Origin of the sequence: Streptomyces sp. JH14 (genome assembly GCF_029428675.1) — a bacterium.
Classification (GTDB): Bacteria; Actinomycetota; Actinomycetes; order Streptomycetales; family Streptomycetaceae; genus Streptomyces.
Genome location: NZ_JAJNEL010000001.1, coordinates 1,996,876 through 2,019,959, shown reverse-complemented (window position 1 = coordinate 2,019,959; position 23,084 = coordinate 1,996,876). Strand labels below are relative to the sequence as shown.

The 23,084-nt window shown below is 70.9% G+C and carries 25 protein-coding genes; 10 read left to right on the top strand and 15 right to left on the bottom strand.

The genetic code is table 11. The annotated features are described in order from the left end of the window. Window positions 1-89 precede the first annotated feature (89 nt). The gene (locus LRD69_RS09170; protein WP_277326066.1) at window positions 90-521 is read left to right on the top strand and encodes an Lrp/AsnC family transcriptional regulator; all 432 of its coding nucleotides are present in this window, start codon (window positions 90-92) and stop codon (window positions 519-521) included. On the opposite strand, the gene LRD69_RS09165 is transcribed toward LRD69_RS09170, so the two are convergent. The 3 genes from LRD69_RS09165 to LRD69_RS09155 all read right to left on the bottom strand — a co-directional run bounded on the left by LRD69_RS09165 (window position 499) and on the right by LRD69_RS09155 (window position 3,839). Continuing rightward, window positions 499-2,082, bottom strand: coding sequence for a GAF domain-containing protein (locus tag LRD69_RS09165; RefSeq protein ID WP_277326065.1), 1,584 nt, complete (start codon window positions 2,080-2,082; stop codon window positions 499-501). The two genes, LRD69_RS09170 and LRD69_RS09165, sit on opposite strands and share 23 nt — an antisense overlap. Window positions 2,083-2,104: 22 nt before the next feature. Further along, window positions 2,105-3,142 carry a rod shape-determining protein gene (locus LRD69_RS09160; protein WP_277326064.1) on the bottom strand — a complete coding sequence of 346 codons (1,038 nt, stop codon included), beginning with the start codon at window positions 3,140-3,142 and terminating at the stop codon, window positions 2,105-2,107. Window positions 3,143-3,275: 133 nt separating this feature from the next. Then, complete coding sequence (locus LRD69_RS09155) at window positions 3,276-3,839, bottom strand: hypothetical protein (protein ID WP_277326063.1); 564 nt, start codon at window positions 3,837-3,839, stop codon at window positions 3,276-3,278. A 78-nt stretch (window positions 3,840-3,917) separates the two neighbouring features. On the opposite strand from LRD69_RS09155, the gene LRD69_RS09150 reads away from it, so the two are divergent. Then, window positions 3,918-4,841 carry a hypothetical protein gene (locus LRD69_RS09150; RefSeq protein WP_277326062.1) on the top strand — a complete coding sequence of 308 codons (924 nt, stop codon included), beginning with the start codon at window positions 3,918-3,920 and terminating at the stop codon, window positions 4,839-4,841. 161 nt (window positions 4,842-5,002) lie between these two features. Here the strand turns inward: LRD69_RS09150 and LRD69_RS09145 are convergent, their stop codons facing one another. After that, the gene (locus LRD69_RS09145; RefSeq protein WP_277326061.1) at window positions 5,003-5,446 is read right to left on the bottom strand and encodes a MarR family transcriptional regulator; all 444 of its coding nucleotides are present in this window, start codon (window positions 5,444-5,446) and stop codon (window positions 5,003-5,005) included. Window positions 5,447-5,615: 169 nt separating this feature from the next. Between LRD69_RS09145 and LRD69_RS09140 the strand changes: the two genes are divergently transcribed. The 4 genes from LRD69_RS09140 (at window position 5,616) to LRD69_RS09125 (ending at window position 8,704) form a co-directional block, all read left to right on the top strand. Beyond that, window positions 5,616-6,635 carry an NADP-dependent oxidoreductase gene (locus tag LRD69_RS09140; protein WP_277326060.1) on the top strand — a complete coding sequence of 340 codons (1,020 nt, stop codon included), beginning with the start codon at window positions 5,616-5,618 and terminating at the stop codon, window positions 6,633-6,635. 90 nt (window positions 6,636-6,725) lie between these two features. Continuing rightward, window positions 6,726-7,154 carry an organic hydroperoxide resistance protein gene (locus LRD69_RS09135; protein WP_277326059.1) on the top strand — a complete coding sequence of 143 codons (429 nt, stop codon included), beginning with the start codon at window positions 6,726-6,728 and terminating at the stop codon, window positions 7,152-7,154. Window positions 7,155-7,273: 119 nt separating this feature from the next. Further along, entirely contained in the window at window positions 7,274-8,074 is an 801-nt protein-coding gene (locus LRD69_RS09130) for an EI24 domain-containing protein (RefSeq protein WP_277326058.1), read from the top strand. A gap of 21 nt (window positions 8,075-8,095) precedes the next feature. Further along, window positions 8,096-8,704: a LysE family translocator gene (locus tag LRD69_RS09125; protein WP_277326057.1), complete on the top strand. Its 609-nt coding sequence runs from the start codon at window positions 8,096-8,098 to the stop codon at window positions 8,702-8,704. A 77-nt stretch (window positions 8,705-8,781) separates the two neighbouring features. Here the strand turns inward: LRD69_RS09125 and LRD69_RS09120 are convergent, their stop codons facing one another. Both LRD69_RS09120 and LRD69_RS09115 read right to left on the bottom strand, forming a co-directional pair. Next, entirely contained in the window at window positions 8,782-9,780 is a 999-nt protein-coding gene (locus LRD69_RS09120; protein WP_277326056.1) for an aldose epimerase family protein, read from the bottom strand. Window positions 9,781-9,810: 30 nt separating this feature from the next. Further along, the gene (locus LRD69_RS09115; protein WP_277326055.1) at window positions 9,811-10,728 is read right to left on the bottom strand and encodes an SGNH/GDSL hydrolase family protein; all 918 of its coding nucleotides are present in this window, start codon (window positions 10,726-10,728) and stop codon (window positions 9,811-9,813) included. 351 nt (window positions 10,729-11,079) lie between these two features. On the opposite strand from LRD69_RS09115, the gene LRD69_RS09110 reads away from it, so the two are divergent. Then, the gene (locus LRD69_RS09110; protein ID WP_277326054.1) at window positions 11,080-11,574 is read left to right on the top strand and encodes a DUF3145 domain-containing protein; all 495 of its coding nucleotides are present in this window, start codon (window positions 11,080-11,082) and stop codon (window positions 11,572-11,574) included. An 88-nt stretch (window positions 11,575-11,662) separates the two neighbouring features. On the opposite strand, the gene fabF is transcribed toward LRD69_RS09110, so the two are convergent. The 5 genes from fabF to LRD69_RS09085 form a co-directional block, all read right to left on the bottom strand. Further along, the gene (gene fabF, locus LRD69_RS09105; RefSeq protein ID WP_277326053.1) at window positions 11,663-12,925 is read right to left on the bottom strand and encodes a beta-ketoacyl-ACP synthase II; all 1,263 of its coding nucleotides are present in this window, start codon (window positions 12,923-12,925) and stop codon (window positions 11,663-11,665) included. Window positions 12,926-13,002: 77 nt separating this feature from the next. Further along, complete coding sequence (locus LRD69_RS09100) at window positions 13,003-13,251, bottom strand: acyl carrier protein (protein WP_266986003.1); 249 nt, start codon at window positions 13,249-13,251, stop codon at window positions 13,003-13,005. A 62-nt stretch (window positions 13,252-13,313) separates the two neighbouring features. Then, on the bottom strand, window positions 13,314-14,315 hold the full coding sequence (locus tag LRD69_RS09095) for a ketoacyl-ACP synthase III (protein WP_277326052.1): 1,002 nt from the start codon (window positions 14,313-14,315) through the stop codon (window positions 13,314-13,316). A 13-nt stretch (window positions 14,316-14,328) separates the two neighbouring features. Beyond that, complete coding sequence (locus tag LRD69_RS09090) at window positions 14,329-15,243, bottom strand: ACP S-malonyltransferase (protein ID WP_277326051.1); 915 nt, start codon at window positions 15,241-15,243, stop codon at window positions 14,329-14,331. Window positions 15,244-15,332: 89 nt separating this feature from the next. Next, window positions 15,333-16,532, bottom strand: coding sequence for a helix-turn-helix domain-containing protein (locus tag LRD69_RS09085; RefSeq protein ID WP_277326050.1), 1,200 nt, complete (start codon window positions 16,530-16,532; stop codon window positions 15,333-15,335). 127 nt (window positions 16,533-16,659) lie between these two features. Here LRD69_RS09085 and LRD69_RS09080 point away from each other — a divergent pair, with 127 nt between their 5' ends. Then, window positions 16,660-17,316, top strand: a complete 657-nt coding sequence (locus LRD69_RS09080) for a pirin family protein (RefSeq protein WP_277326049.1) — start codon at window positions 16,660-16,662, stop codon at window positions 17,314-17,316. A gap of 51 nt (window positions 17,317-17,367) precedes the next feature. Here LRD69_RS09080 and LRD69_RS09075 read toward each other — a convergent pair whose 3' ends face one another. After that, window positions 17,368-18,192 carry a serine hydrolase domain-containing protein gene (locus LRD69_RS09075; RefSeq protein ID WP_277326048.1) on the bottom strand — a complete coding sequence of 275 codons (825 nt, stop codon included), beginning with the start codon at window positions 18,190-18,192 and terminating at the stop codon, window positions 17,368-17,370. Window positions 18,193-18,304: 112 nt separating this feature from the next. Here LRD69_RS09075 and LRD69_RS09070 point away from each other — a divergent pair, with 112 nt between their 5' ends. Both LRD69_RS09070 and LRD69_RS09065 read left to right on the top strand, forming a co-directional pair. Beyond that, window positions 18,305-18,766, top strand: coding sequence for a MerR family transcriptional regulator (locus tag LRD69_RS09070; protein ID WP_277326047.1), 462 nt, complete (start codon window positions 18,305-18,307; stop codon window positions 18,764-18,766). Then, complete coding sequence (locus LRD69_RS09065; protein WP_277326046.1) at window positions 18,766-19,782, top strand: aldo/keto reductase; 1,017 nt, start codon at window positions 18,766-18,768, stop codon at window positions 19,780-19,782. The genes LRD69_RS09070 and LRD69_RS09065 overlap by 1 nt, the downstream gene beginning before the upstream one ends. A 16-nt stretch (window positions 19,783-19,798) precedes the next feature. Here the strand turns inward: LRD69_RS09065 and LRD69_RS09060 are convergent, their stop codons facing one another. The 3 genes from LRD69_RS09060 to LRD69_RS09050 all read right to left on the bottom strand — a co-directional run bounded on the left by LRD69_RS09060 (window position 19,799) and on the right by LRD69_RS09050 (window position 22,987). Beyond that, window positions 19,799-20,752 (bottom strand): DUF4429 domain-containing protein, encoded by a 954-nt coding sequence (locus LRD69_RS09060; RefSeq protein WP_277326045.1) that lies wholly within the window; start codon window positions 20,750-20,752, stop codon window positions 19,799-19,801. A 94-nt stretch (window positions 20,753-20,846) separates the two neighbouring features. After that, the gene (locus tag LRD69_RS09055; RefSeq protein WP_277326044.1) at window positions 20,847-22,049 is read right to left on the bottom strand and encodes an alpha/beta hydrolase; all 1,203 of its coding nucleotides are present in this window, start codon (window positions 22,047-22,049) and stop codon (window positions 20,847-20,849) included. Between the two features lie 236 nt (window positions 22,050-22,285). Further along, complete coding sequence (locus LRD69_RS09050; protein WP_277326043.1) at window positions 22,286-22,987, bottom strand: TetR family transcriptional regulator; 702 nt, start codon at window positions 22,985-22,987, stop codon at window positions 22,286-22,288. Window positions 22,988-23,084: the final 97 nt, after the last annotated feature.

Sequence of the window (23,084 nt, the reverse complement as noted above, 5' to 3'; positions counted from 1 at the left end):
TCGGGTTACGCCATGCGGGGTACGGGCTGCGGGCCGGGCCGACGCGGTCTTCGCAGTCATCATCCGGCACAAGCTGCGACAATCGCAGTATGGACCGTCTGGACAGGGAAATCCTCAGCGTCCTTCAGGAGGACGCGCGGATCTCGTACCGAGATCTGGGCGTACGGGTCGGCCTCAGTGCCAACGCCGCGGCCGACCGGGTGCGCAGGCTGCGCCGCGACGGCGTCATCCGCGGCTTCACCGTGATCATCGACCCGGCCGCCGACACCCGAACGGGTCTGGTGGTCTTCATCGATGTGACGTTGCGTATCGACACCACCAACGAGGTGTTCGAACGGGCGGTGCTCTCGCTGCCCGGCATCACCGAAGTGGTGCATGTGACCGGCGGACACGACTATCTGGTACGGGCCACGGTCGCGGACACCGCCGCCCTGGACGGACTGCTGCGCCGGCTCAAGCGGGAGGCGGGCGTCGCCCACTCCAGCACCAGGGTCGCGCTCAGAGCGGCGCCTGCCAGGTGAACGTCGTGGAACGCGAGCCGTCGTCGTTCCTCCCGTCGTCGGCGACCGCCAGCCGGACCGATGCCCGCCCGTCCGGCAGCCGCGCCGTCGCGTCCACCTCCACCTCGATGGCCGACACCCCCGCCCGCCGGTGTGCCGCCGCGAGGGCGCCGCGCAGCGCCGCAAGGAGCTGAGCGTCCGCGGGCTGCCGCACGAGCGACTCGACCGCCCCGGTGAACTGCACCGACGGCTGGAACCCCAGCACGGCGGCCGCGCCCCGGGTCTCCCGGAGCACCCGGCCCCGGAAGGTGGCGGGTGCCTCGGCGGGCGGCTGCTGGAGCGCGAAGATCGCGGTCCGTACTTCCTGAATGGTCGAGTCCAGTTCGTCGACGGCCCGGGTGAGCAGCTCGTCGGTGTCCGGGGCGGCGGCCCGGCGGCGGGTCGACTCCAGCATCATCTCGGTCGCGAAGAGCCGCTGGACGACGAGATCGTGCAGGTCGCGGGCGATCCGGTCACGGTCCTCGTACACCGCGAGCTGTTCCCTGTTGTACTGGGCGTCCGCCATCACCAGGGCGAGCGCGGCCTGCGAGGCGAACTGGGAGGCCAGCAGCCGTTCCACGGCCGTGTACGGGCGGCCGCCGCGCCGACGGGGCAGAGCGAGCGTGCCGATGAGCCTGCCGCCGCTCTGCAACGGCAGCATCATGCTGGGGCCGAACCGGGTCCGTACATGCGTTGTCATCCGCGGGTCGGTCGCCGAGTCGTCGAGGAAGACCGGCTCACCCCCCAGCAGCTGCGCCAGCACGGGGGCACCCGCCTCGATGACGGTGCCGACAAGGCCGGCCGGGTCGTCCAGGGTGGACGCGGTGACGATCTCCATGCCGCCGTCCTCGGTCGGCTGGAGGATCACCCCGGCCGCGGCGTCGGCGAGCTTGCGGGCCTGCTCGGCGACGGTCATCAGCGCGTCCGTCGCGCCCGTCCCGCTCAGCAGGGCCGTGGTGACGGCCGCCGCACCCTCGATCCAGCGTTCCCGCTGCCGGGCCGTCTCGTACAGCCGGGCGTTGCCGATCGCGGCCCCGGCCTGCGAGGCGAGGACCCGCAGCAGCGCCATGTCCGTGTCGGTGAAGTGACCGGTGTGCTTCTCGGCGAGATAGATGTTGCCGAACACCTCGCGGTGCACCCGGATCGGCGCCCCGAGGAAGGAGCGCATCTGCGGATGGCCGGGCGGCACGCCACTGGAGCGCGGATGGGCGGTCAGGTCGTCGCAGCGCAGTGGTTCCGGCTCCTCGATGAGCACGCCGAGCAGCCCCGAGTGCCCGTCGGGGAAGTCGCCGATGCGCTGCCGCTCGGTGTCGGTCAGGCCGGAGGTGAACAGCTCGGTGATGGTGTTGCGCCCGGGGTCGAGCACGCCGAGTGCCCCGTACCGGGCCCCGGCGAGTGCGGTGGCGGTGTCCACGATCTGCTGGAGGGTGGCCCGCAGCCCGAGATCGGTACCGACGCTGAGCACCGCCTCCAGCAGCATCGGCAGTCTGGGGGGTTTGCTGCTCGGCGGGCCGTCCGCGGCGCCCGGGCCCTCCTCCGTCATCCCGCCGTCCCCCCCGTGGTCGTCAGGCGGCCAGCGGGTTGAGGACCATCGGCTGGACCTTTCCGTCCAGCATGGCGCCGAGCCCCAGGACAGAGCAGACATCGGGGCGCTCCGCGATCTGGACGGGCATGCCCGTCGCATCGCGCAGCATCTGGTCGAGGCCGGGCAGCAGCGCGCTGCCGCCGACCATCATGATCCCGCTGTCCACGAGGTCGGCGACCAGATCGGGCGGGCAGTTGCGCAGCACCTTGCCGAGACCGTCGAGGACCGCGGTCAGCGGGGTGTGGATGGCGCGCCGTACGGCGGCGGTGTCGACCTGCACGGAGCGGGCCAGTCCGGTCGCCACGTCACGGCCGTGGATCTCCGTCACCGCGGGCCCGTGCGGGGTCAGGCCGTTGCCGCTGAGCGCCACCTGCAAGGGGCGTACGGACTGGCTCCGCATCATCAGCTCGTGGTGCTGGCGAAGATGCTGGATCACCGCGTGGTCGATTGCTTCGCCGCCGATCGGGATGCGGGTGGCGGTCACGATCGAACCGAGCGAGAGCACCGCGATCTGCGTGGTGGCGGCTCCGCACACCATGATCATGCTCCCGATCGGCTGCTCGACCGGGAGTCCGCAGCCGACGGCCGCCGCGAGCAGGGTGTCGACCAGCTCGACCCGCCGGGCGCCGAGCCCGACCAGGGTTTCGACGGCGGCACGCTGGGCGAGCGGATCGCTGTCGTGCGGGGTGCAGGCGGCCGCGCGCAGCCGCGGCTTGCGGCGCAGCTGGCGGCGGAGCTTCTCGCCGAGCAGATGGCGGAGCATCCGCTGGGCCATCTCGATGTCGATGACGGTGCCGCCGGATACCGGACGGGTCACCCGGATGTAGTCGGGGGTGCGGCCCGTCATCTGCTCGGCCAGCTCGCCGACGGCGATGAGCGAGCCGGTACGGGTGTTGATGGCGGCGACACTCGGCTCGTCGACGACGAGCCCGAGTCCCTTGACGTACACGCGGGTCCGGGCGGCCCCGAGGTCGACGGCGACGTGGCAGCGGCGCAACTGCTCAAGACTGACGGTCACGGCAGGTTCTCCCGGGAGCGCTGATGTGGGGGTGCCGGCGGGAGCCGGTCCTCCTCTGCATCGTGCGGCGCGCGGGGGCCCGCCGCGCGCTGGGTTGGGCCGTAGGAGGGTATGGGGCTGACGAGCTGCCAGGTCAGGGCGCCAGCAGTCGCTGGAACAGTCCCCAGGTGAATTCGGCGACGTACGGCGCTCCCGTTCCGGGGTCGGTGATCGCCAGTGCCCACCGGGTCGGGGCGGTGCCCTCCATCGGGCGGGCGGGTGCGAAGGCCCGGGCGACCTCGTCGACGGTGCACGACCAGGGGACCAGATCACCGATCGCGCGCAACTCGGGGCCGGCTGCTCCCGGGGCCCTGACCAGCCACTCGTTCCATACGGCACCGCCCGGCGCGACCATCACCTCGAACCGCAGATCTGGCCAGAGCGGCACCGGCCAGAGCAGTGCGTCGCACTCCAGGTCGCCGATCCGGCGGTGCACGGAGGACTCGGGCTCGCCCAGCACCGACCGGTAGCGGCGCAGCGACCCCCGTCCGCGTGGTGCCCGCACCATCGCCTGCCATCGCCGGTTGGCCTCCCGCATCTCGGCGAGCGAGGCGCTGAGTTCGTGACGGGCGTCCTCCACGAGGCCGGGCTGATGGTCGGCCATCCGGCGCAGCAGGACAAGTTGAAATTCGAGTGGGCCGAAAGGGGCGACGGTCATGGAATCAACGTTTCCACACAAGATCCTCACCTGAGCGGGTTTCTCTGTTGTCCTACCGGCGCATAATCTGCGGGCGCCATGGACTACTGCCACCCGTGTCAGCGGCACCTCAACGGCGCGCTCGCCTGTGCCGGGTGCGGAACCCCCGCAGAGGCGCTGAGCCACTACGCAACGCCCGCCTTCTCCGGCCACGAACCGGACGCGGAGCGCGAGAAGACAGTGCCGCCCCCGCCGGGCGGACGCCGCCGCAAGTCCCGCGGCGCCGACGAGCCGGCCCGGGGCGGGCGCGGTGCGCGCGGATCCGGGAGCAGGCGCGGGGCCGCGGATGCGCGCGCCTCGGGCGGCTCACGACGGGCGCGCCGGGACGATCGGGGCGGCATGGACGAGCGTGCCGCCGTGGACGACCTTGTCGCCTGGGACGAGCCCGGCGGCCGGGAAGAACGCGGTGCCAGGGTGCAGCGGGGCGGCCGGGGAGGGCGGGGCCGCCGTTCGCGGCGCCGCCGCGGCCGTACCACCCTGCTCGCCATCCTCGGTGTCGTGCTCGCCGCCGGTGCGCTGAGCCTTGCCGAGCTGGCCATCGAGCCGGACGGCGACGACGGCGCCTCGGACTACGTACGCGAGGCCACCGACGTCACGACCGCGCCGGTGCCGGAGCCCTCGTCGAGTCATGACATCAACCGCCCCGGACCGGTGGACGGCGCCTCCGCCGTCCCCGTCACGGATGGGCACGCCTCCGGCACCGGCCGTCCGGGTACCTCGACCGGCACCGGCGGCGGTGCCCCCGCAGGTACGGGTTCCGCTCCGCCGGGGGCCACCACCACGCCCTCCACCGGCGCCACGTCGTCCACGGATCCGTCGTCCGGACCGAGTCCGTCCGGATCGCCCGGCGACCCGTCGGGCACGCCGACCGGCAGCCCGTCACAGCCCTCGAACCCGGTGCCACCCACGCCTACGCCCAGCCCGACCAAGACGGAGACCTGCTGGCTCGTCTTCTGCTGGTGAGGCCTGTCCCGTCATCCCCGGTGGAGCAGGGCGCGGCGTCGGACGTGGTGCCTCGCACGGCGGAGGGACGTCCCCGTACGGGGCGTATGCGGGTGTTCCGGCGGCACATCGAGGTGCCGTGGCTGTCGTCGTGCGTCCGCACGGGATGAGCGGGACGGCCCTCAGGACTCCGCGCCGACGTGCATGCCCAGCATCCGTCGCAGCAGATCCCGCAGCATCGCACGGTCCGCGTGCGACAGCTCCGCCAGCGGCTCCCGGGCGAAATTGAGCGACTCGCGCAGCTGGCGCGCGGTCCGGGCACCCTTCTCCGTGGGTGCGGCCAGCTTCACCCGCCGGTCGGCCGGGTCGGGCCGGCGCTCCACCAGGCCGCGCGTCTCCAGCCGGTCGACGATCCCCGTCACGTTCGACGGCTCGCACTTCAGCTTCTGGGCGATCTTGCGCATCGGCATCGGCTCCAGGGAGAGCAGCCCGAGCACCCGGGCCTGTGCGCCGGTGAGCGAGTGCGCGGCCGCGGCCTGGTCGTACTCCTCGTAGTAGCGCGCCACGACCGTGCCGATGAGCTCGACGACTTCGAGGGACAGAGGGTCTGTTCGCGGGGTGGCCATGACACCCAGGATAGCCGGTTACTTGACAACATGAAATATTCAGGCGCATGGTTGTTTCACGTCGTGAAGCTTTTTTCGGCGGGGCCGGGCGGAACCCGATGGGGCCGACCCGGTGGAACCCGGCGACATGCTTCCTCCATCCGTAGGACATCGAGGAGACCCCGAGCCCATGTCTGCAGCACTTCCCACGTCCGGCCGCGAATGGCACCTGGTCGCCCGCCCCCACGGCTGGCCGAAGGCCGAGGATTTCGCTCTGCGTGAGGCCCCGGTCGCCGCTCCGGCCGAGGGCCGTGTCCTCGTCCGCAACCTGCACTTCTCGGTCGACCCGTACATGCGGGGCCGGATGAACGACGTGAAGTCGTACACCCCGCCCTTCAAGCTGGACCACCCCATGGAGGGCGGCGCGGTCGGCGAGGTGATCGCCTCGAACGCCGAGGGGATCGCGGTCGGTGACCACGTCCTGCACGGTCTGGGCTGGCGCGAGTACGCCGACGTCCCGGCCCAGCACGCGGTGAAGGTCGACCCGGATCTGGCCCCGCTCTCCGCCTACCTCGGCGTGCTCGGCATGACCGGGCTCACCGCCTACGCGGGTCTGTTCGAGGTGGCGTCCTTCAAGGAGGGCGACGCCGTCTTCGTCTCCGGCGCCGCCGGCGCCGTCGGCAGCCAGGTCGGCCAGATGGCCAAGCTCAAGGGTGCCTCGCGGGTCATCGGCTCGGCCGGATCCGACGAGAAGGTCAAGCTCCTCGTCGAGGAGTACGGCTTCGACGCGGCCTTCAACTACAAGAACGGCCCGGTCGCCGAGCAGTTGCGTGCGGCCGCCCCCGACGGCATCGACGTCTACTTCGACAACGTCGGCGGCGAGCACCTCGAAGCGGCGATCTCCTCACTGCACGTGCACGGCCGCGCCACCATCTGCGGAATGATCGCCCAGTACAACGCGACCGAGCCGACCCCCGCCCCGCGCAACCTCGCGCTCGTCATCGGCAAGCGGCTGCGCCTGCAGGGCATGCTCGTCGGCGATCACGCCGCTCTGCAGCCGCAGTTCGTCCAGGAGGTCGCCGGCTGGCTGGCCTCCGGCGAGCTGAAGTACCGCGAGACCGTCGTCGAGGGCATCGAGAACGGCTTCGACGCCTTCCTCGGTCTGATGCGCGGCGAGAACACCGGAAAGATGATCGTCTCCCTCGTCTGACAGCTGTTCGGTCACACCCGTCAGTCCCACTCACAGCCCGTCGCGACCGTGGACGCGCATCGCGGCGCAACAGCAGGAGGAATCCTCAGCATGGCTATTTCCGACATCACCGTCGCCTACACCGCCGTCGCCACCGCGGAAAACGGCCGTGACGGCCGCGTCGCCTCCGACGACGGCAACCTCGACGTCGTCGTCAACCCGCCGAAGTCGCTGGGCGGCAGCGGTGCGGGCACCAACCCGGAGCAGCTCTTCGCGGCCGGCTACAGCGCCTGCTTCCAGAGCGCCCTCGGCGTGGTGGCCCGTCAGGAGAAGGCGGACATCTCCGGCTCCACCGTGACCGCCGCGGTCTCCATCGGCAAGACCGCCGAGGGCGGCTTCGGCCTGGAGGTCGCGATCAGCGCGACCATCCCGACCGTCGACACCGCCACCGCGCAGTCGCTCGTCGAGAAGGCCCACCAGGTGTGCCCGTACTCGAACGCGACGCGCGGCAACATCAAGGTCGAGCTGTCGGTCGTCTGACCGTCCGCACTGCCTGCACAACCGGCCCGTCCGGCGTTTGAGGACAAAACGTCCTGCCGGACGGGCCCGGCCCAACTCCCCCCGGATGCTGCGCATGCCGCCCCCGTTACGCTGACGCCATGCGCGATCTAGGGGCGGGTTTCAGCTATCTGATCAAGGGGCAGCGCTGGGTCGCCCAGCACGGACGCTGGTTCGGCTTCGGCCTTGTCCCCGGCCTCATCACGCTCGTCGTGTACGCCGGAGCGCTCACCGGTCTGGGCTACGGCGCCGACGACCTGGTGACCTGGGCGACCCCGTTCGCCGACGACTGGTCCTCTCCCTGGCTCGGCCTGCTCCGGGGCACGCTCATAGTGCTGGTCTTCGCACTCGGGCTGTTCCTCGCCGTGATCACCTTCACGGCGGTGACCCTGCTGGTCGGCCAGCCGTTCTACGAATCGCTCTCCGAGCAGGTGGACCGTACCGAGGGCGGGGACGTACCCGAGTCCGGGCTGCCGCTCTGGCGCGAACTGTGGATATCCGCCCGCGACAGCCTCCGCATCCTGGTGCGTGTCACGCTCTACGCGGTCCTGCTCTTCGCCCTCGGATTCATCCCGGTCGTCGGCCAGACGGTGATCCCCGCGATCGGCTTCTGCGTCACCGGCTACTTCCTCGCCGAGGAGCTCACCGCGGTCGCACTCCAGCGCCGGGGTCTGGTCCTGGCGGACCGGCTCACCCTGCTGCGCGGCCGCCGCATGCTGACCCTCGGCTTCGGTGTGCCGCTGGGTCTCGCCTTCCTCGTCCCGTTCGTCGCGGTGTTCCTGATGCCGGGCGCCGTCGCCGGGGCCACCCTGCTCGCGCGGGATCTGGTGGCGCCGTCCACCGAGGACGAGGACACGGCCCCGGCGCCCTCCCCGGCCCCGTACAGCTTCGACAAGCACTGAGGGCCGAGGAGACCCCGAGCCATGACCGAGATCATCGCCGTCGCCGTCATCACCGTCCTCGCCGTCATCAGCCCGGGCGCCGACTTCGCGATGGTCGTGCGCAACAGCTACCTCTACGGCCGGACGACCGGGCTCCTCGCGGCCGCCGGTGTCGCCGCGGGCGTCCTCGTCCACGTCACGTACACGATGCTCGGCGTCGGGCTGCTGATCGCGTCCTCGACCGCCCTGTTCACCGCGATCAAGCTGGCGGGTGCGGCGTATCTCGTCTACATCGGTATACGGACGTTCTTCGCCCGCAACGACCTCACCGTCGATCTGGAGTCGAAGCCGGCCCTGACCCGGTTCGGGGCCCTGCGCACCGGCTTCTTCACCAATGCGCTGAACCCCAAGACCACGCTCTTCGTCGTGTCGACCTTCACCCAGGTCGTCGGGCCCTGCACCGGACTGTGGCGGCAGGCCGGCTACGGACTCTTCATGTCCGCCGCCCACCTCGGCTGGTTCGCCCTGGTCGCGCTGTTCTTCTCGCACGCACAGCTGCGCACGGCGATGCTGCGATGGCAGAAGGTCCTCAACCGGTCCATCGGTTCGGTGCTCGTCGGACTGGGCGTCACCCTGGGCCTCGCCCGCTGAGCGACACCCGGCCCGCTCGCGTCGGCCGCCGTGCCCTCCCGGTGCCGTGCGGACGGCCGTGCATCCAGGGCGCCGCGTCAGCGCACCGAGAACCCGTACACCGTCGCCGACACGTACTCCTCGCCCGGCCGCAGCACCGTGCTCGGGAACTGCGGCCGGTTCGGCGAGTCGGGGAAGTGCTGGGTCTCCAGCGCGATGCCGGCGCAGGGCCCGTACGGCCGACCGTCGAAGTGGTCGGCGGTGTACAGCTGCAGCCCCGGCTCGGTCGTGGTGATCGTCAGGACGCGACCCGACACGGGATCGCACAACTCGGCCGCGGGGCCGTCGGCGGCCGCATCCAGAACGAAGTTGTGGTCGTACCGGGTGCCGATGGTTCTCGGCTCCCGGAAGTCGAACCGGGTCCCGTCCACGGACAGGAACTCACCCGTCGGCAGCGACTCGTCGTCCGCCGGGGTGATCCGCCCGGCCGCGATCCGCAGCGTGTGCCCGCTCGCGCTGCCGCTGCCGGCGCCGGCCAGGTTCCAGTACGTGTGATTGGTCGGATTCAGCACGGTCGGCGCGTCCGTCGTCGCCCGGTACGTGATGCGCAGCGCCCCGTCCCCGTCCAGGGTGTACGCCGCCGAGAGGGCCAGCCGTCCCGGGAAGCCCTCCTCGCCGTCCTCGGCGACCAGGGAGAGTTCCACACCGTCGGAGACCTCCCGCGCCTCCCACACGCGCTTGTCGAACCCACGGGCTCCACCGTGCACATGGTTGCGCCCTTCGTTCCGGGTCACCCGGTGCGTCTGCCCGTCGAGTACGAAGGAACCGCGCGCGATCCGGTTCGCGTACCGCCCGACCAGCGCCCCGAAGTAGGGTCCGGAGTACGTCGTGTACGCCGCGAGATCCGGCAGTCCGAGCGCCACATCGGCCCGTACGCCGTCCCGGCCCGGCACCTCGACCGACTGCACGACGCCGCCGTAGGTCAGGACGCGTACCCGGGTACCGGCCCGCTCCAGCGTCCAGCGGTGGACGGCAGTGCCGTCCACGAGGGTGCCGAAGAGTTCCGTGCCTATCGCCGTGCTCAAACCCGTGTCCATGATCACGGACCTTAGACCACGGGACTGCGGCTACGCGGGGGGCTTGCGTGCCGTCACATTGCGGTACGCGATCTCCGCCAGCCGCGCCTGTCCGTTCCGCCCCGGATGGAACCAGTCCCACGGGCTGAGCTGTTCACCGGTGAACCGGTAGTCGAAGACGGCCCCTCCGTCGTACCGGCAGCGCCGATCCTTCGCGCAGACATCCCGCAGGACCTCGTTGTAGGCCACGACCCGCTCCTGCACGGCGGTACGGCGCGCCACGGCCTCGGCACTCATGTCGTCGGCCCGGCCCAGCATCGACTTGCAGATCCCCAGCTTCCAGATCTGCTTGCCCAGCGGGTTGTCGCGCCCCGTCGACCAGAGGCGCTTGAGGTCCGGCACGCTCGACACGTACACCTGCGTCTTCGGGGCCCTGCTGCGCAGCTGACGCATCGAAACCTGGAACGACGCCCGGAAGTCCGCCACCGGTGTCATCAGCTTCGCCGAGTCCCGGCAGGCGTCGTTGGCGCCGATCATCACCGTCACCAGATCGGGTTTCTGCTCCGCCGCGAGGGTCATCTGCTCCGGCAGCCGGTCGATCCGGGCGCCCGTCTCGGCGTGGTTCCAGCTGTGCGAGGCCGCACCCGAGGCGCCGAGCAGCCGCATCGCGAGGCTCCGGACCGCGCTGTCCGTACCGGTCGCCCAGGACACCTCGGGGCAGTCGGTCAGAACCGAACAGGCATCGAACCCACGTGTGATGGAGTCCCCCACGGCGGCGACCGATGCGGGACTGCGGTCCCAGATGCGGGCGGGCGTGGCGGGGCGGCGCTGCTGTTCGGCGGCCGGGCCGTTCGTCGTCGCATCCCGCCCGGCATCACAGCCGGTCAGCGCGGCCGCGGCGATGACCGGAAGCACCGTCAGCACGGCGGCAGCGGTGCGCGAGCGATGGCTTGCGGAACGATTCTGCATCCGTGGTTCCCTCCCGTTTATGCCCCCGGCAAAACCCCGAAGCCCCAGTCGGCAGGCCTGGGCGCTCCGCCGGGTGAAAGCTGAGCGAATCATGGGTCCAGGACCGACCGTACGTCACACCTCGGGCTCCGCCGCACGGTAGCTTTTCCCCGTCGAACCAGTGCCGCGTTGCGCCTCCCGGCTCCACTCGGGTGGAATCGGAAAATCACATCACGTCACATACTGTCCCTTTTCAGGAGATTCACTCCCGATGCTGTTTACTGACGACAACCTCGGGAACCGGCCGAGAAGAGACGGTACGGGCGCGAGGCCGCTGGGGAAGGCGAAGCTCGTCCCACACTGGAGGTCCCGGTGACGACACGTGGAGTCCTGTACGTTCACTCCGCACCGCGCGCGCTCTGCCCACATGTCGAGTGGGCGGTGGCGGACGTCCTCGGCGTGCGGGTCCAGCTCGACTGGATCAGGCAGCCGGCTGCGCCCGGCACCTGGCGGTCCGAATTCTCCTGGAAGGGCGTCCCGGGCACCGCGTCGAAACTCGCCTCCGCGCTGCGGGGCTGGGATCTGCTGCGCTTCGAGGTGACCGCGGAGCCGTGTGCCACGGCGGAGGGCGAGCGCTACAGCTCCACGCCCGGGCTGGGCATCTTCCACGCCGTCACCGGCATGCACGGCGACATCCTGGTGCCGGAGGACCGGCTGCGGGCTGCGCTGGCGCGGTCGGTCCGGGGGGAGACGGAGCTGGAGGCGGAGATCGCGAAGCTGCTCGGCAAGCCGTGGGACGACGAGTTGGAGTCGTTCCGGCACGCGGGGGAAGGGGCCCCCGTGCGGTGGCTCCACCAGGTGGTGTGACGGGGCGGGACGTTTTTCCCCTGTTCGGCCCCGCGCAGCGATGAAGCCCGCCACCCCCGAGGGGTGGCGGGCTTCATCGCGGTGGGGGTCAGACGCTGCGGAACGCCAGCACCACGTTGTGCCCCCCGAACCCGAACGAGTTGTTGATCGCAGCGATCGAACCCTCCGGCAGCGGCCGTGGCTCGTCACGCACGATGTCCGCCTCCACCGCCTCGTCGAGGTTCTCCACGTTGATCGTCGGCGGAGCCATCCGGTGGTGCAGCGCCAGAACCGTCGCGACGGTCTCGATGCCGCCCGCGCCACCGAGCAGGTGACCGGTCATCGACTTCGTCGCCGAGATCGCGACGTGGTCGAGGTCGTCGCCCAGGACCTTGCGCAGAGCCTTCAGCTCCGCGACATCGCCCTGCGGCGTCGACGTGGCGTGCGCGTTGAGGTGCACGACCTCCGACGGCTTGAGATCCGTCTGGTCCAGCAGGTTCTGCATCGCGGCGGCGATGCCGCGCCCGGTCGGCTCGGGCTGCGCGATGTGGTGGGCGTCCGCGGACAGCCCCTGCCCCAGCACCTCGCAGTAGACCTTGGCGCCTCGCGCGGCGGCGTGCTCCGCGGACTCGAGGACGACGACACCGGCGCCCTCGCCGAGCACGAAACCGTCACGGCCCGTGTCGTACGGACGCGAGGCCTTCTCGGGCTCGTCGTTGTTCTTGGACATCGCCATCATGTTGGCGAACGCCGCGATGGGCAGCGGGTGGATGGCCGCCTCGGTGCCGCCGGCGAGAACCACATCGGCACGGCCGGTGCGGATCATCTCGACGGCGTACCCGATGGCCTCGGCACCCGACGCACAGGCGGAGACCGGCGTGTGGACACCGGCCTGCGCGTTGACCTCCAGGCCGACGTTGGCGGCCGGGCCGTTGGGCATGAGCATGGGCACGGTGTGCGGGGAGACGCGGCGTACGCCCTTCTCCTTCAGCACGTCGTACTGGTCGAGCAGGGTGATCACGCCACCGATACCGGAGGCGATGACCGAACCGAGCCGCTCGGGCTGGATCTTGTCGTCCTCACCGGCCTTGCCGGTGAAGCCCGCGTCCGCCCACGCCTCGCGGGCCGCGATCAGCGCGAACTGCGCCGAGCGGTCCAGCTTGCGGGCGAGCGGGCGGGGCAGGACGTCGCCCGGGTCGACGGCCGCGAGGGCGGCGATCCGGACGGGCAGTTCGGCGAAACGTTCGCCCTCGAGAGGCCTGACACCGGAGCGACCGGCCATCAGTCCTTCCCAGGTCGACGCGGAGTCGCCACCCAGCGGAGTGGTTGCGCCGATACCGGTGACGACCACGGTGCGATTGGTCGAGTTCACTGGAAAATCTTCTCCACGTGTAGAGGGTCGTGAATCAGCGGCGCCACCGCCGGGTGGCGACACACGAGCCGGCTGGATCAGGCCTGGTGCTTCAGGATGTAGTCGGCAGCGTCGCCGACCGTCTTGAGGTTCTTGACGTCCTCGTCGGGGATCTTGACGTCGAAGCGCTCCTCGGCGGCGACGACGACCTCGACCATGGACAGCGAGTCGACGTCCAGGTCATCGGTGAAGGACTTGTCCAGCTGGACGTCCTCGACCGGGATACCGGCGATCTCGTTGACGATCTCGGCGAGACCGCTGACGATCTCTTCCTGGGTGGCGGCCATGTGGCGCTCCTTCGATGTGTTTCTGCAGGGTTCGGACGTCCGGACCGGAAGGTCCGGTGTGCCTAGGGGAGAGTAACGACCGTCGCGGCGTAGACGAGACCCGCCCCGAAGCCGATGACGAGCGCGGTGTCGCCGCTCTTCGCCTGACCGGTCGCCAGGAGCCGCTCCATAGCGAGCGGAATCGAGGCGGCGGACGTGTTGCCGGTGGTCTCCACGTCACGAGCGACCGTGACGTGCTCCGGCAGCTTCAGGGTCTTCACCATCGAGTCGATGATCCGCATGTTGGCCTGGTGCGGGATGAAGACGTCCAGGTCTTCCGGGGCGATCCCGGCCGCGTCCAGCGCCTGCTGGGCGACCTTCGCCATCTCGAAGACGGCCCAGCGGAAGACCGCCTGGCCTTCCTGCGTGATGGCCGGGAACTTCTCCGGACGCTCGGCGTGGAACTCGTCCCACGCCACGGTCTGCTTGATCGTGTCGGACTTGTCGCCCTCGGAGCCCCAGACCGTCGGGCCTATGGCAGGCACGTTGGAGGGGCCGACGATGACCGCGCCGGCGCCGTCACCGAAGAGGAAGGCCGTTGCCCGGTCCTCCAGGTCGGTCAGGTCGCTGAGCCGCTCCACGCCGATGACCAGCACGTACTCGGCCGAGCCCTCGACGATCATGCCCTTGGCGAGGGTCAGGCCGTAGCCGAACCCGGCGCAGCCGGCGGAGATGTCGAAGGCGGCGGGCTTGCCCGCGCCGACCTTGTGGGCGATCTCGGTCGCGACGGCCGGGGTCTGCTTGAAGTGCGAGACGGTGGAGACGACGACCGCGCCGATCTGCTCGGGCCCGATTCCGGCGTCGGCGATGGCCTTGCCGGCCGCCTCGACGGACATCGCGGCCACGGTCTCCTCCTCGGAGGCCCAGTGGCGACTGGCGATGCCGGACCGGGAGCGGATCCACTCGTCGGACGAGTCGATCGTCTCGAGAATCACCTCGTTGGGCACGACACGGGTCGGGCGGTAGCCGCCGACACCCATGATCCGTGCGTACGGGGCGCCCTGGCTGGGCTTGATCTTCGACATGCTCTCGGGCTCCTTAGGCGGCAGCGTGCTCGGAGATGAGCGCGCGAGCGGCATCGAGGTCGTCGGGGGTCTTCAGCGCGAGGGTCTGCACACCGGGCAGCGCGCGCTTGGCGAGCCCGGTGAGAGTCCCGCCCGGGCAGGCCTCGATGAGCGCCGTGACGCCCAGCGCCTTGAAGGTCTCCATGCACAGGTCCCAGCGGACCGGGTTGGCGACCTGGCCGACGAGCCGGGAGACGACCTCGTCGCCGGTGGCGACCGTCTTACCGTCGGCGTTCGAAACATACGTCACGGTCGGGTCGGAGACCGCGAGCGCCGAAGCGGCCTCGCGGAGCCGGTCGACCGCGGGAGCCATGTGATGTGTGTGGAAGGCGCCGGCGACCTTGAGCGGTACGACGCGGCGGACGCCCTCGGGCATGTCCTTGGTCAGCGCGGCGATCTGCGCGGCGGTGCCGGCGGCGACGATCTGGCCGCCCCCGTTGACGTTCGCCGGGGTCAGCCCGAGCATCTCCAGGTGCGGGACCGTCACCTCGGGGTCGCCGCCGAGCAGCGCCGCCATACCGGTCTCGGTGACCGCTGCGGCGTCGGCCATGGCGAGCCCACGGGTGCGGACGAGGCGGAGTGCGGCCTCGTCGTCGATCACCCCTGCGAGAGCGGCAGCAGTGATCTCACCAACGCTGTGACCTGCGACGACAGCGGGCGACGCGGCAAGCGCGGAGGCGGACAGCAGACCCGCGGCGACCAGCAGCGGCTGCGCCACCGCGGTGTCGCGGATCTCGTCCGCATCGGCCTTCGTGCCGTAGTGGGCAAGGTCGAGCCCGATGGCGTCGGACCAGGCCGCGATGCGGTCGGTGGCACCGGGGAGGTCGAGCCAGGGAGTCAGGAAGCCGGGCGTCTGAGCGCCTTGGCCGGGAGCGACGAGTACGAGCACCCTCACACTCTCTCTTGTGAACGGTCCTGAACGCCCGTGGGGACAGGGACGAAGAACCGTAGGGGGAATTGTTGATGTCCGACAAAAGTCTAGGACTGGGTATCTCTGTCGGCCAGACGCCCCAGAATCAGGGCGATCCGCAGCGTGAACGCGGAGCGGACATCGGAAGGCGACCATCCGGTGACGTCCGTCACACGTCGGAGCCGGTAGCGCACGGTGTTGGGGTGGACGAACAACATCCGGGCGGCGCCTTCCAGACTGCTCGCCTGCTCCAGATACACGCTCAGCGTTTCCAGCAGCGCGGAGCCCGCCTCTTCGAGCGGTCTGTAGATCTCCTCCACCAACTGGTCCCGTGCGGCGGGGTCGCCCGCGATGGCGCGCTCCGGCAGCAGATCGTCCGCCAGGACCGGCCGCGGGGCGTCCTGCCAGGCGCTGCACGCCTTGAGCCCGGCGGCCGCGGCCTGCGCGGACCGGGTGGCCGCCAGCAGGTCGGGCACCACCGGCCCGGCGACCACGGGACCGGCCGCATACGGGCCGATCAGGGCCTTTGCAACGTGCAGCGGGTTGTCGCTGCCGCCCGCGATGACGACCAGACGGTTGCCGAGCACCCCGGTGAGCACCTGGAGCTTGGCGTGCCGGGCGGCCCGCCGGATCGCCTCGACGGTCAGTTCGCTGTCGCCGTCCGGGGCCGTACCGAGCACCACACAGACATGTTCGGGCGAGTTCCAGCCGAGCGCGGCGGCCCGTGACACGGCGCCCTCGTCGGCCTCGCCGGACAGCACCGCGTTCACCACGAGCGATTCGAGCCGGGCGTCCCAGGCGCCGCGCGCCTCGGCGGCCTGCGCGTAGACCTGGGCGGTCGCGAAGGCGATCTCCCGCGCATAGACGAGCAGCGCCTCGCGCAGCACGGACTCGTCGCCGGGGGCGGCGACCTCCTCGATCGCGGCCTCCATCACCTCGATCGTCGTACGCACCATCTCGACGGTCTGGCGCAGCGTGATGGCCCGGGTCAGCTCGCGCGGAGCCGTACCGAACACATCGGTGGAGATGGCCTGCGGCGTCTCCGGGTGCCGGAACCACTCGGTGAAGGCGGCGATCCCGGCCTGGGCCACCAGACCGATCCAGGACCGGTTCTCCGGGGGCATCGCCCGGTACCACGGCAGCGACTCGTCCATGCGGGCGATCGCGTTCGCGGCCAGCCGGCCGGAGGACTGCTCCAGTCGCTTCAGGGTCGCGGTATGCAGGTGGGCGTCATTCGCAGCGGGCTGCTCAGGATCGGGTCGGGGCACGGAGACAAGACTGCCTTATCGGGGCACGAGCACGGAGGGCCGGGGCGGCCGCGGGTCGTACTGCCCGGTAGCGGGCGGACATCTCCTGCCCCGCCGCGCGTGCGCCGCGCCGGGATACCGTGGAGCGGTGATTTCCGTACAGCGCGCGGACGACCGGTATCCGGGCGGGGACGAGGCCGCGGGCATCGTGTCCCGGCACGCCTTCTCCTTCGGCTCCTTCTACGACCCGGACAATCTGCGCTTCGGCGCGATCCTGGCCTGCAACGAGGAACGGCTGGCGCCCGGTGCGGGCTTCGACGAGCATCCGCACAGTCACACGGAGATCGTGACCTGGGTCGTCGAGGGCGAGCTGACCCACCGGGACTCGGCCGGTCATGCCACACGCGTACGGGCCGGGGGCGTCCAGCACCTCAGCGCGGCGGCCGGTGTGCGGCACGTCGAACGCAACGAGGGGGACGTACCGCTGACGTTCCTTCAGATGTGGCTGGCGCCGCTCGAACCGGGCGGCGAACCCTCGTACACGACCGTCGCCGGCATCGCCGACTCCACCCCGTACGCCCTCCCGGAAGCCGCCGCGATGCTGCACGTACGCAGGCTGACCGCGGGGGAGCGCACGGCGGTGCCGGACGCGGCGCGGGCGTATGTGCATGTGGTGGCCGGAGAGGTGCGCCTGGACGGCGAGACGCTCGGCCCGGGGGACGCGGCACGGATCACAGGGGCGGTGGGGCTGGAACTGGCGGCGGAGATACCGGCACAGGTGCTGGTGTGGGAGCTGGCCGGCTGACCGGGGCCGCGCGTCGCCCCGGACCGCACCACCGCCGGCGCCCGGCGGGCACTACCCCGCTGAACGGCCCAGCTCCGCGAGCACCGCGTCCGTGAACGGCGGCCAGACCTCGACCGCCCACGGGCCGAAGGCCCGGTCGGTCAGGGCGATGCAGCCCGCACCCGCGGCGGGGTCGATCCACAGGAACGTGCCGGACTGGCCGAAGTGCCCGAAGGTCGCCGGGGACGAGGAAGCGCCCGTCCAGTGCGGCGACTTGTGGTCGCGGATCTCGAAACCGAGCCCCCAGTCGTTGGGGTTCTGGTGACCGTAGCCCGGCAGGACGCCCTTCAGGCCGGGGTGCACGACGGTCTGCGCGGCCAGCACCGTCCGCGGGTCGAGCAGCCGCGGTGCCTGCACCTCCGCCGCGAACCGCACCAGGTCGTCGACGGTCGAGACGCCGTCCCGGGCGGGCGAGCCGTCCAGCGTGGTCGCCACCATGCCGAGCGGCTCCAGGACCGCCTGGCGCACATAATCGGGGAACGGGATGTCGGTGGCCTTGGCGATGTGGTCGCCGAGCACCTCGAAGCCCGCGTTGGAGTACAGGCGCCGGGTGCCGGGAGCGGCCGTCACCCGGTGCTCGTCGAAGGCCAGCCCGCTGGTGTGCGCGAGCAGGTGCCGGACGGTGGAACCCTCCGGTCCGGCCGGTTCGTCGAGCTCGACCGCACCTTCCTCGTACGCCACGAGCGCGGCATAGGCGGCGATCGGCTTGGTCACGGAGGCGAGCGGGAAGCGGTGCGCGGTCGGCCCGTGGGTGCCGACGACGGTGCCGTCCGCTCGCAGTACGGCGGCCGCCGCGGTGGGGACGGGCCAGTTCTCGATCATCGCCAGGCTCTGCATGACTACGAGACTAAGACCTGCCGCCGAAGCCCCGGCATCCGGCCGGTGGCCGGAAAGCCTGCCACCGATTGCGCTTGCTTCGAGTGCACTCCAAGGTTCTAGCGTGGAGGTCATGACGGTGATGGAGAGCACTTCCGCAGCGACGGACGCCTGTGCATCGGCCCCGCGGGCGCATCCGCGCCCCGAGGGCCAGGACCGCTACACCATCAGCGAGGTCGTCGCCTTCACCGGGCTCACCGCGCACACCCTGCGCTGGTACGAGCGGATCGGGCTGATGCCGCACGTCGACCGGTCGCACACCGGACAGCGCCGCTTCACCAACCGGGATCTGGACTGGCTGGCCTTCGTCGGCAAGCTGCGGCTGACCGGGATGCCGGTCGCCGACATGGTCAGGTACGCGGAACTGCTGCGTGAGGGCGAGCACACCTTCGAGGAGCGGCAGGAGCTGCTGGAGGCGACCCGCCGCGATGTGATGACGCGGATCGCGGAGCTCCAGGACACCCTCGCCGTTCTCGACTACAAGATCGACTTCTATGCGAGCGCCCGCCGGGCGCCGGAAAGGCCTTGCGGCTGATGACTGACAACAAGATCGCCACCGTGGAGCTCGGCGACGGCGGCCCGCGGGTGGGCGTGCAGGGACTCGGCTGCATGGGCATGAGCGAGTTCTACGGAGACACCGACGAAGCCGCCGCCCGGGACACCCTGGAGGCCGCGCTGGAGGCGGGCGTCACGCTCTTCGACACCGCGGACATCTACGGGAGCGGTGCCAACGAGACGTTCCTCGCCCCGTTCGTCGCGGCGCACCGGGACGAGATCACCCTCGCCACGAAGTTCGCCATAGAGCGGAAGGCGGACGACCCGCGGTACCGGGCCGTGCGCAACGACCCCGCGTACATCCGGCAGGCCGTCGAGGACAGCCTGCGCCGGCTCGGCACCGACGTCATCGACCTGTACTACATGCACCGCCGCGACCCCGCCGTCCCGCTGGCCGAGTCCGTCGGCGCGATGGCCGAACTGGTGCAGCAGGGCAAGGTCAAGCAGCTCGGGCTGAGCGAGGTGACCGGGGCGGAGCTGCGCGAGGCGTACGCCGTGCACCCGATCGCCGCCCTGCAGTCCGAGTGGTCCCTCTTCAGCCGGGACGTCGAGCGCAGCGCCGTACCTGCGGCGGTCGAACTCGGGGTGACCTTCGTGCCCTACTCGCCGCTCGGCCGCGGCTTCCTGACCGGGGCGTTCGCCGACGCCGCCAAGGACCTGTCGAAGGGCGACTTCCGCCAGTACCAGCCCCGCTTCACCGGCGACAACGCAAAGACGAACGCCGCCCTGCTGGAACCCGTCCACAAGATCGCGGCGGCGCACGGGGCGACGGCCGCGCAGGTGGCGCTCGCCTGGGTGCAGCAGCGCGCCGAGGTGCACGGCCTGACCGTGGTCCCGATCCCCGGCACCCGCAAGCGCAGCCGGCTGCTGGAGAACGTCGGGGCGACCCGGCTCACCCTCACGCCGGAGGAGTTGGCCGTGCTGGAGCCGATCGCGGGCCAGGTGGCGGGCGACCGCTACCCGGACATGAGCTCGACGTCCGCAGCGCGCGAATAGGGCCTGCGCACGCCGCCTACAGTTCCGCGAGGAGCTCGGCCTTCTTCGCGCTGAACTCGTCGTCCGTCACCAGACCGGCCTGGTGCAGTTCCCCGAGGTGCCGGATCCGCTCCGCGATGTCCGCCGGATCGCGCCGCCCCGCAAGCGCCAGTGCGGTGGCCGGCGCGCCGGCCGCGGAGTGTTTCCGGCGTACGGACTCCAGTACGGCGGCGGCGAACGGCAGCGACTCGTGCACCGGGCCGTAGCCGAGACCGAAGATCACCGCGGCCGGGTCCTGATCGGCCTGGGTGGGCCGGGGGGCCACCGCCTGCGGACCGGGCGGCATGGCGTCGGTGCGGAGTGCCGCACCCGGCGCCGTGACCCCGCCCGCTCCCGTGCCCACGCCCTCCGCGCCCCGCGGCACCAGCCGCAGATAGCCGTCGAAGGCCTCCGGCGAGCGCCACTCGATCCCGCTCAGCTCACTGACCGGAAACGTCTGGTCGCCCGCTTTCCACTTCGCCGTCGAGGCGCCCGTCCAGAACCACCGGAACGAGATCCGGTCCCCGTCGAAGCTGGCCCTGCCGTCGTACGCCTTGAACTGCATCGGTGCCTCGGGTGCCGCGACCAGGAAGCGTTCGGCGGGCTCCGCCGCATCCGGCCCGAGCAGGGCGCGCAGCTCGTCCGCGTAGTACTCGGCGAGCGTCTCGCGTTCGGCCGGCAGGACCAGCCGGTACGGATCGCAGCCGTCCTTCAGCTGCCCGGCCGCCGCGTCCAGCAGCGGATCGGCACCGGGTCTCGGCACCGCGTGCAGCACCACCGTGCCGCGCTTGCCCGGGGTCAGCGTCACCGACGACAGCGCCGCGTGCGGAATGCGGCGTTCACGCAGACTGTGGAAGAGCTTCGGCGTGCGGATCCCCCGTTCGAAGCGGATGAGCACGGAGTCGGTGTCGAACTCCCAGGTGGCATGAATTCCGGCCAGCACATCACCCATGTGCCTCATCGTATGCGGCACTTGCCCGCACGTCCCCCCTCGGCGTACGCCGCAGTTCATGGTCCGTTGCGGCTCTCTACGCGCGTCAGACGTCTCAGGCGCCGGAAATTCCCTCGCGACAGGCGCTGTCGGCGCTCGCACAGGTCACCGCACCGTATGCGCCGACGCCGATGGCCGCGAAGTTGCTGAGGCTCTCGGTGCCCGGCTCGAAATAGCCGCTGTGCCCACTCGCGTCGCCCGCCGAGGCGACGCGCGCGCCGAACCCCCGGTCCACCGGATCGGCCCCGTGGCCGAGCCCGCCGACCTCCATGTTCGGCACGTCCTCGATCCAGTCGTCGCGGTCCCGCATCGCCCAGACATCGGCTGTGGTGTGCAGCTGCGCGGCGTTCTGCACCCGCATGCCGGGGCTGCCCGCGACCGCGATGTCGGTGACCCGGGAGGGCAGTTCGTGCGCGGCGACACCGCACAGCACGGAGCCGTAGCTGTGGCAGAACAGCGAGACCTTCGAGGTACCGGGCAGCGCGCCGACGAGCGCGCGCAGCCGGACCGCACCGCGCTCGGCGAGGTTTCCGAGGACGGCGTCCATCCCGATACCGGCGGGCGCGGTGTAGTCGGCCCAGGCGATGACCGCGGTCCGGGTGGCGGGACTCGCGGCGCGCTCCGCCGCGTACAGCGATTTCGCCATGCCGACGGGGGCGGCGTTGGTCTTCGCCCCCGACCGCTCCAGCGTCATCAGGTTCGTGTCGACGCCGGGCACGACCAACGAGACCCGCTGGGCCCGGTCGAGATCGCCGAAGACCTCGGCGGCGTGGCCTCTCCCTGACGGGTCGAAGGCCAGGAAGTGCCGGCCGTGGGCGAGCATCGACTCGAAGCGCTGCATCCGCTGGAACGCGTCGTCGCGGCCCTCGGGGGAGAGCCGGGCGTCGTGCATGCGGTCCCGTTCGGCCGTCCGTGCCTGCTTCAGGGCCAGCCGGTTGGCGTGGTAGCGCAGGGTGACCGGGGCGCCGTTCAGATTGCCGACGACCAAGGGGTAGGTGTCGGCGAGCGCGGTGCGCTGCGCTGCGGTGAGCGAGGTGAAGAACGTGGCCAGCCGGTGCGGCGGCGCATCGACGTCCGGCAGGGCGTGACCCGCTATCCGGCCCCGCGCCCAGGAGGTGAGCGCGATGTCGCGTGGCTCGTCGGAGCGTTGGTGACGCACGGCGGTCCAGCCCGTGGTCGCCAGCATCACGAACACGACCGCGACGGCGAGGAGTGCGCGCCATGCGGTCAGCGTGGGGGAGGAGTCGAAGGAAGTCACTGCCGCCCACCCTAGGAGACGCACGACGACTGCTGTGAAGCAGGTGACACACGTCACCCGACAATCGGGAATTGAGGGGGAGTTTGCTTACGCTCCGTGCGCGCGATCCGCACGCTCCGCCGCACTCCCACGCCTCGCGGGTGCTCCATGTGGCGGTCGTGGCACGGGTGTTGTGAAGTCCGTCATGCTCGCTTGTGAGGCATTCGGCACACGGGTGTACGGAATTGGGTTAATTCTCAGGTTTGTTCGTCACGGGTCGCCGGCTTCTCGGCGGTCCGTTCGACCGGCGTGCGCCAGTTCCCCGCAAGTGCCGGTCCGAGATGGTCCAGATAGACCTCGGTCAGTGCGCGCAGCGACTCGATACCGGTGTCCTGCCCCTGTCCCCACAGCTGCCCGGTCACCCGCATGACCGCGGAGAACGCGGCGACGGCGACCCGCGGCCGCGGATCCGTCGCGACGTCGAGGCCCTCGCGTGCGGCCACCACCTCGGCGATCTGGTTCTCCAGGTCGATGCTGCGTCGCAGGTGGGCGGCGAGCAGCGAGGGCGTCGACTCGATCATCCGGTACGTGCGCATGTGGAGTTCGACCGTGACGAGCTCCTCGATCGCCTCTCCGATGCTGTTCCAGGCGCACAGCACTGCGCTGCGCATGGCGGTGAACGGGTTCTCCGCGGCGGGTCGTCGGCGCAGTTCCGCCAGGAAGCGCGACTCCACCATCTCCTGGACGGCGAAGGTGACCTCCTCCTTGCTGGCGAAGTAGCGGAAGAAGGTGCGCTGCGAAACACCCACGGCGTCGACGATCTCGTCGACGGTGGTCTCTTCGTACCCCTGGGTGGTGAAGAGTTCCAGGGCGGCGTGCAACAGGGCGTCCCGGGTGTGCCGCTTCTTGCGCTCGCGCAGTCCGGTGGGGTGCACCACGGCTCGCTGCCCCTCGGTCACTGAACCGGTCCTCTTTTCTGCTATTTCGTCTTTTCTGCTATTTCGTCCGGCTCAGCGTACCTGTGCGCTACATGTGGGTTACCGACTCGTGAAATGG

Coding starts and splice junctions, on each gene's coding strand:
- LRD69_RS09170 (WP_277326066.1), top strand. CDS start 90: ATGGACCGTCTGGACAGGGAAATCCTCAGCGTCCTTCAGGAGGACGCG.
- LRD69_RS09165 (WP_277326065.1), bottom strand. CDS start 2,082: ATGACGGAGGAGGGCCCGGGCGCCGCGGACGGCCCGCCGAGCAGCAAA.
- LRD69_RS09155 (WP_277326063.1), bottom strand. CDS start 3,839: ATGACCGTCGCCCCTTTCGGCCCACTCGAATTTCAACTTGTCCTGCTG.
- LRD69_RS09150 (WP_277326062.1), top strand. CDS start 3,918: ATGGACTACTGCCACCCGTGTCAGCGGCACCTCAACGGCGCGCTCGCC.
- LRD69_RS09145 (WP_277326061.1), bottom strand. CDS start 5,446: ATGGCCACCCCGCGAACAGACCCTCTGTCCCTCGAAGTCGTCGAGCTC.
- LRD69_RS09140 (WP_277326060.1), top strand. CDS start 5,616: ATGTCTGCAGCACTTCCCACGTCCGGCCGCGAATGGCACCTGGTCGCC.
- LRD69_RS09135 (WP_277326059.1), top strand. CDS start 6,726: ATGGCTATTTCCGACATCACCGTCGCCTACACCGCCGTCGCCACCGCG.
- LRD69_RS09130 (WP_277326058.1), top strand. CDS start 7,274: ATGCGCGATCTAGGGGCGGGTTTCAGCTATCTGATCAAGGGGCAGCGC.
- LRD69_RS09125 (WP_277326057.1), top strand. CDS start 8,096: ATGACCGAGATCATCGCCGTCGCCGTCATCACCGTCCTCGCCGTCATC.
- LRD69_RS09120 (WP_277326056.1), bottom strand. CDS start 9,780: ATGGACACGGGTTTGAGCACGGCGATAGGCACGGAACTCTTCGGCACC.
- LRD69_RS09115 (WP_277326055.1), bottom strand. CDS start 10,728: ATGCAGAATCGTTCCGCAAGCCATCGCTCGCGCACCGCTGCCGCCGTG.
- LRD69_RS09100 (WP_266986003.1), bottom strand. CDS start 13,251: ATGGCCGCCACCCAGGAAGAGATCGTCAGCGGTCTCGCCGAGATCGTC.
- LRD69_RS09095 (WP_277326052.1), bottom strand. CDS start 14,315: ATGTCGAAGATCAAGCCCAGCCAGGGCGCCCCGTACGCACGGATCATG.
- LRD69_RS09075 (WP_277326048.1), bottom strand. CDS start 18,192: ATGCAGAGCCTGGCGATGATCGAGAACTGGCCCGTCCCCACCGCGGCG.
- LRD69_RS09070 (WP_277326047.1), top strand. CDS start 18,305: ATGACGGTGATGGAGAGCACTTCCGCAGCGACGGACGCCTGTGCATCG.
- LRD69_RS09065 (WP_277326046.1), top strand. CDS start 18,766: ATGACTGACAACAAGATCGCCACCGTGGAGCTCGGCGACGGCGGCCCG.
- LRD69_RS09060 (WP_277326045.1), bottom strand. CDS start 20,752: ATGGGTGATGTGCTGGCCGGAATTCATGCCACCTGGGAGTTCGACACC.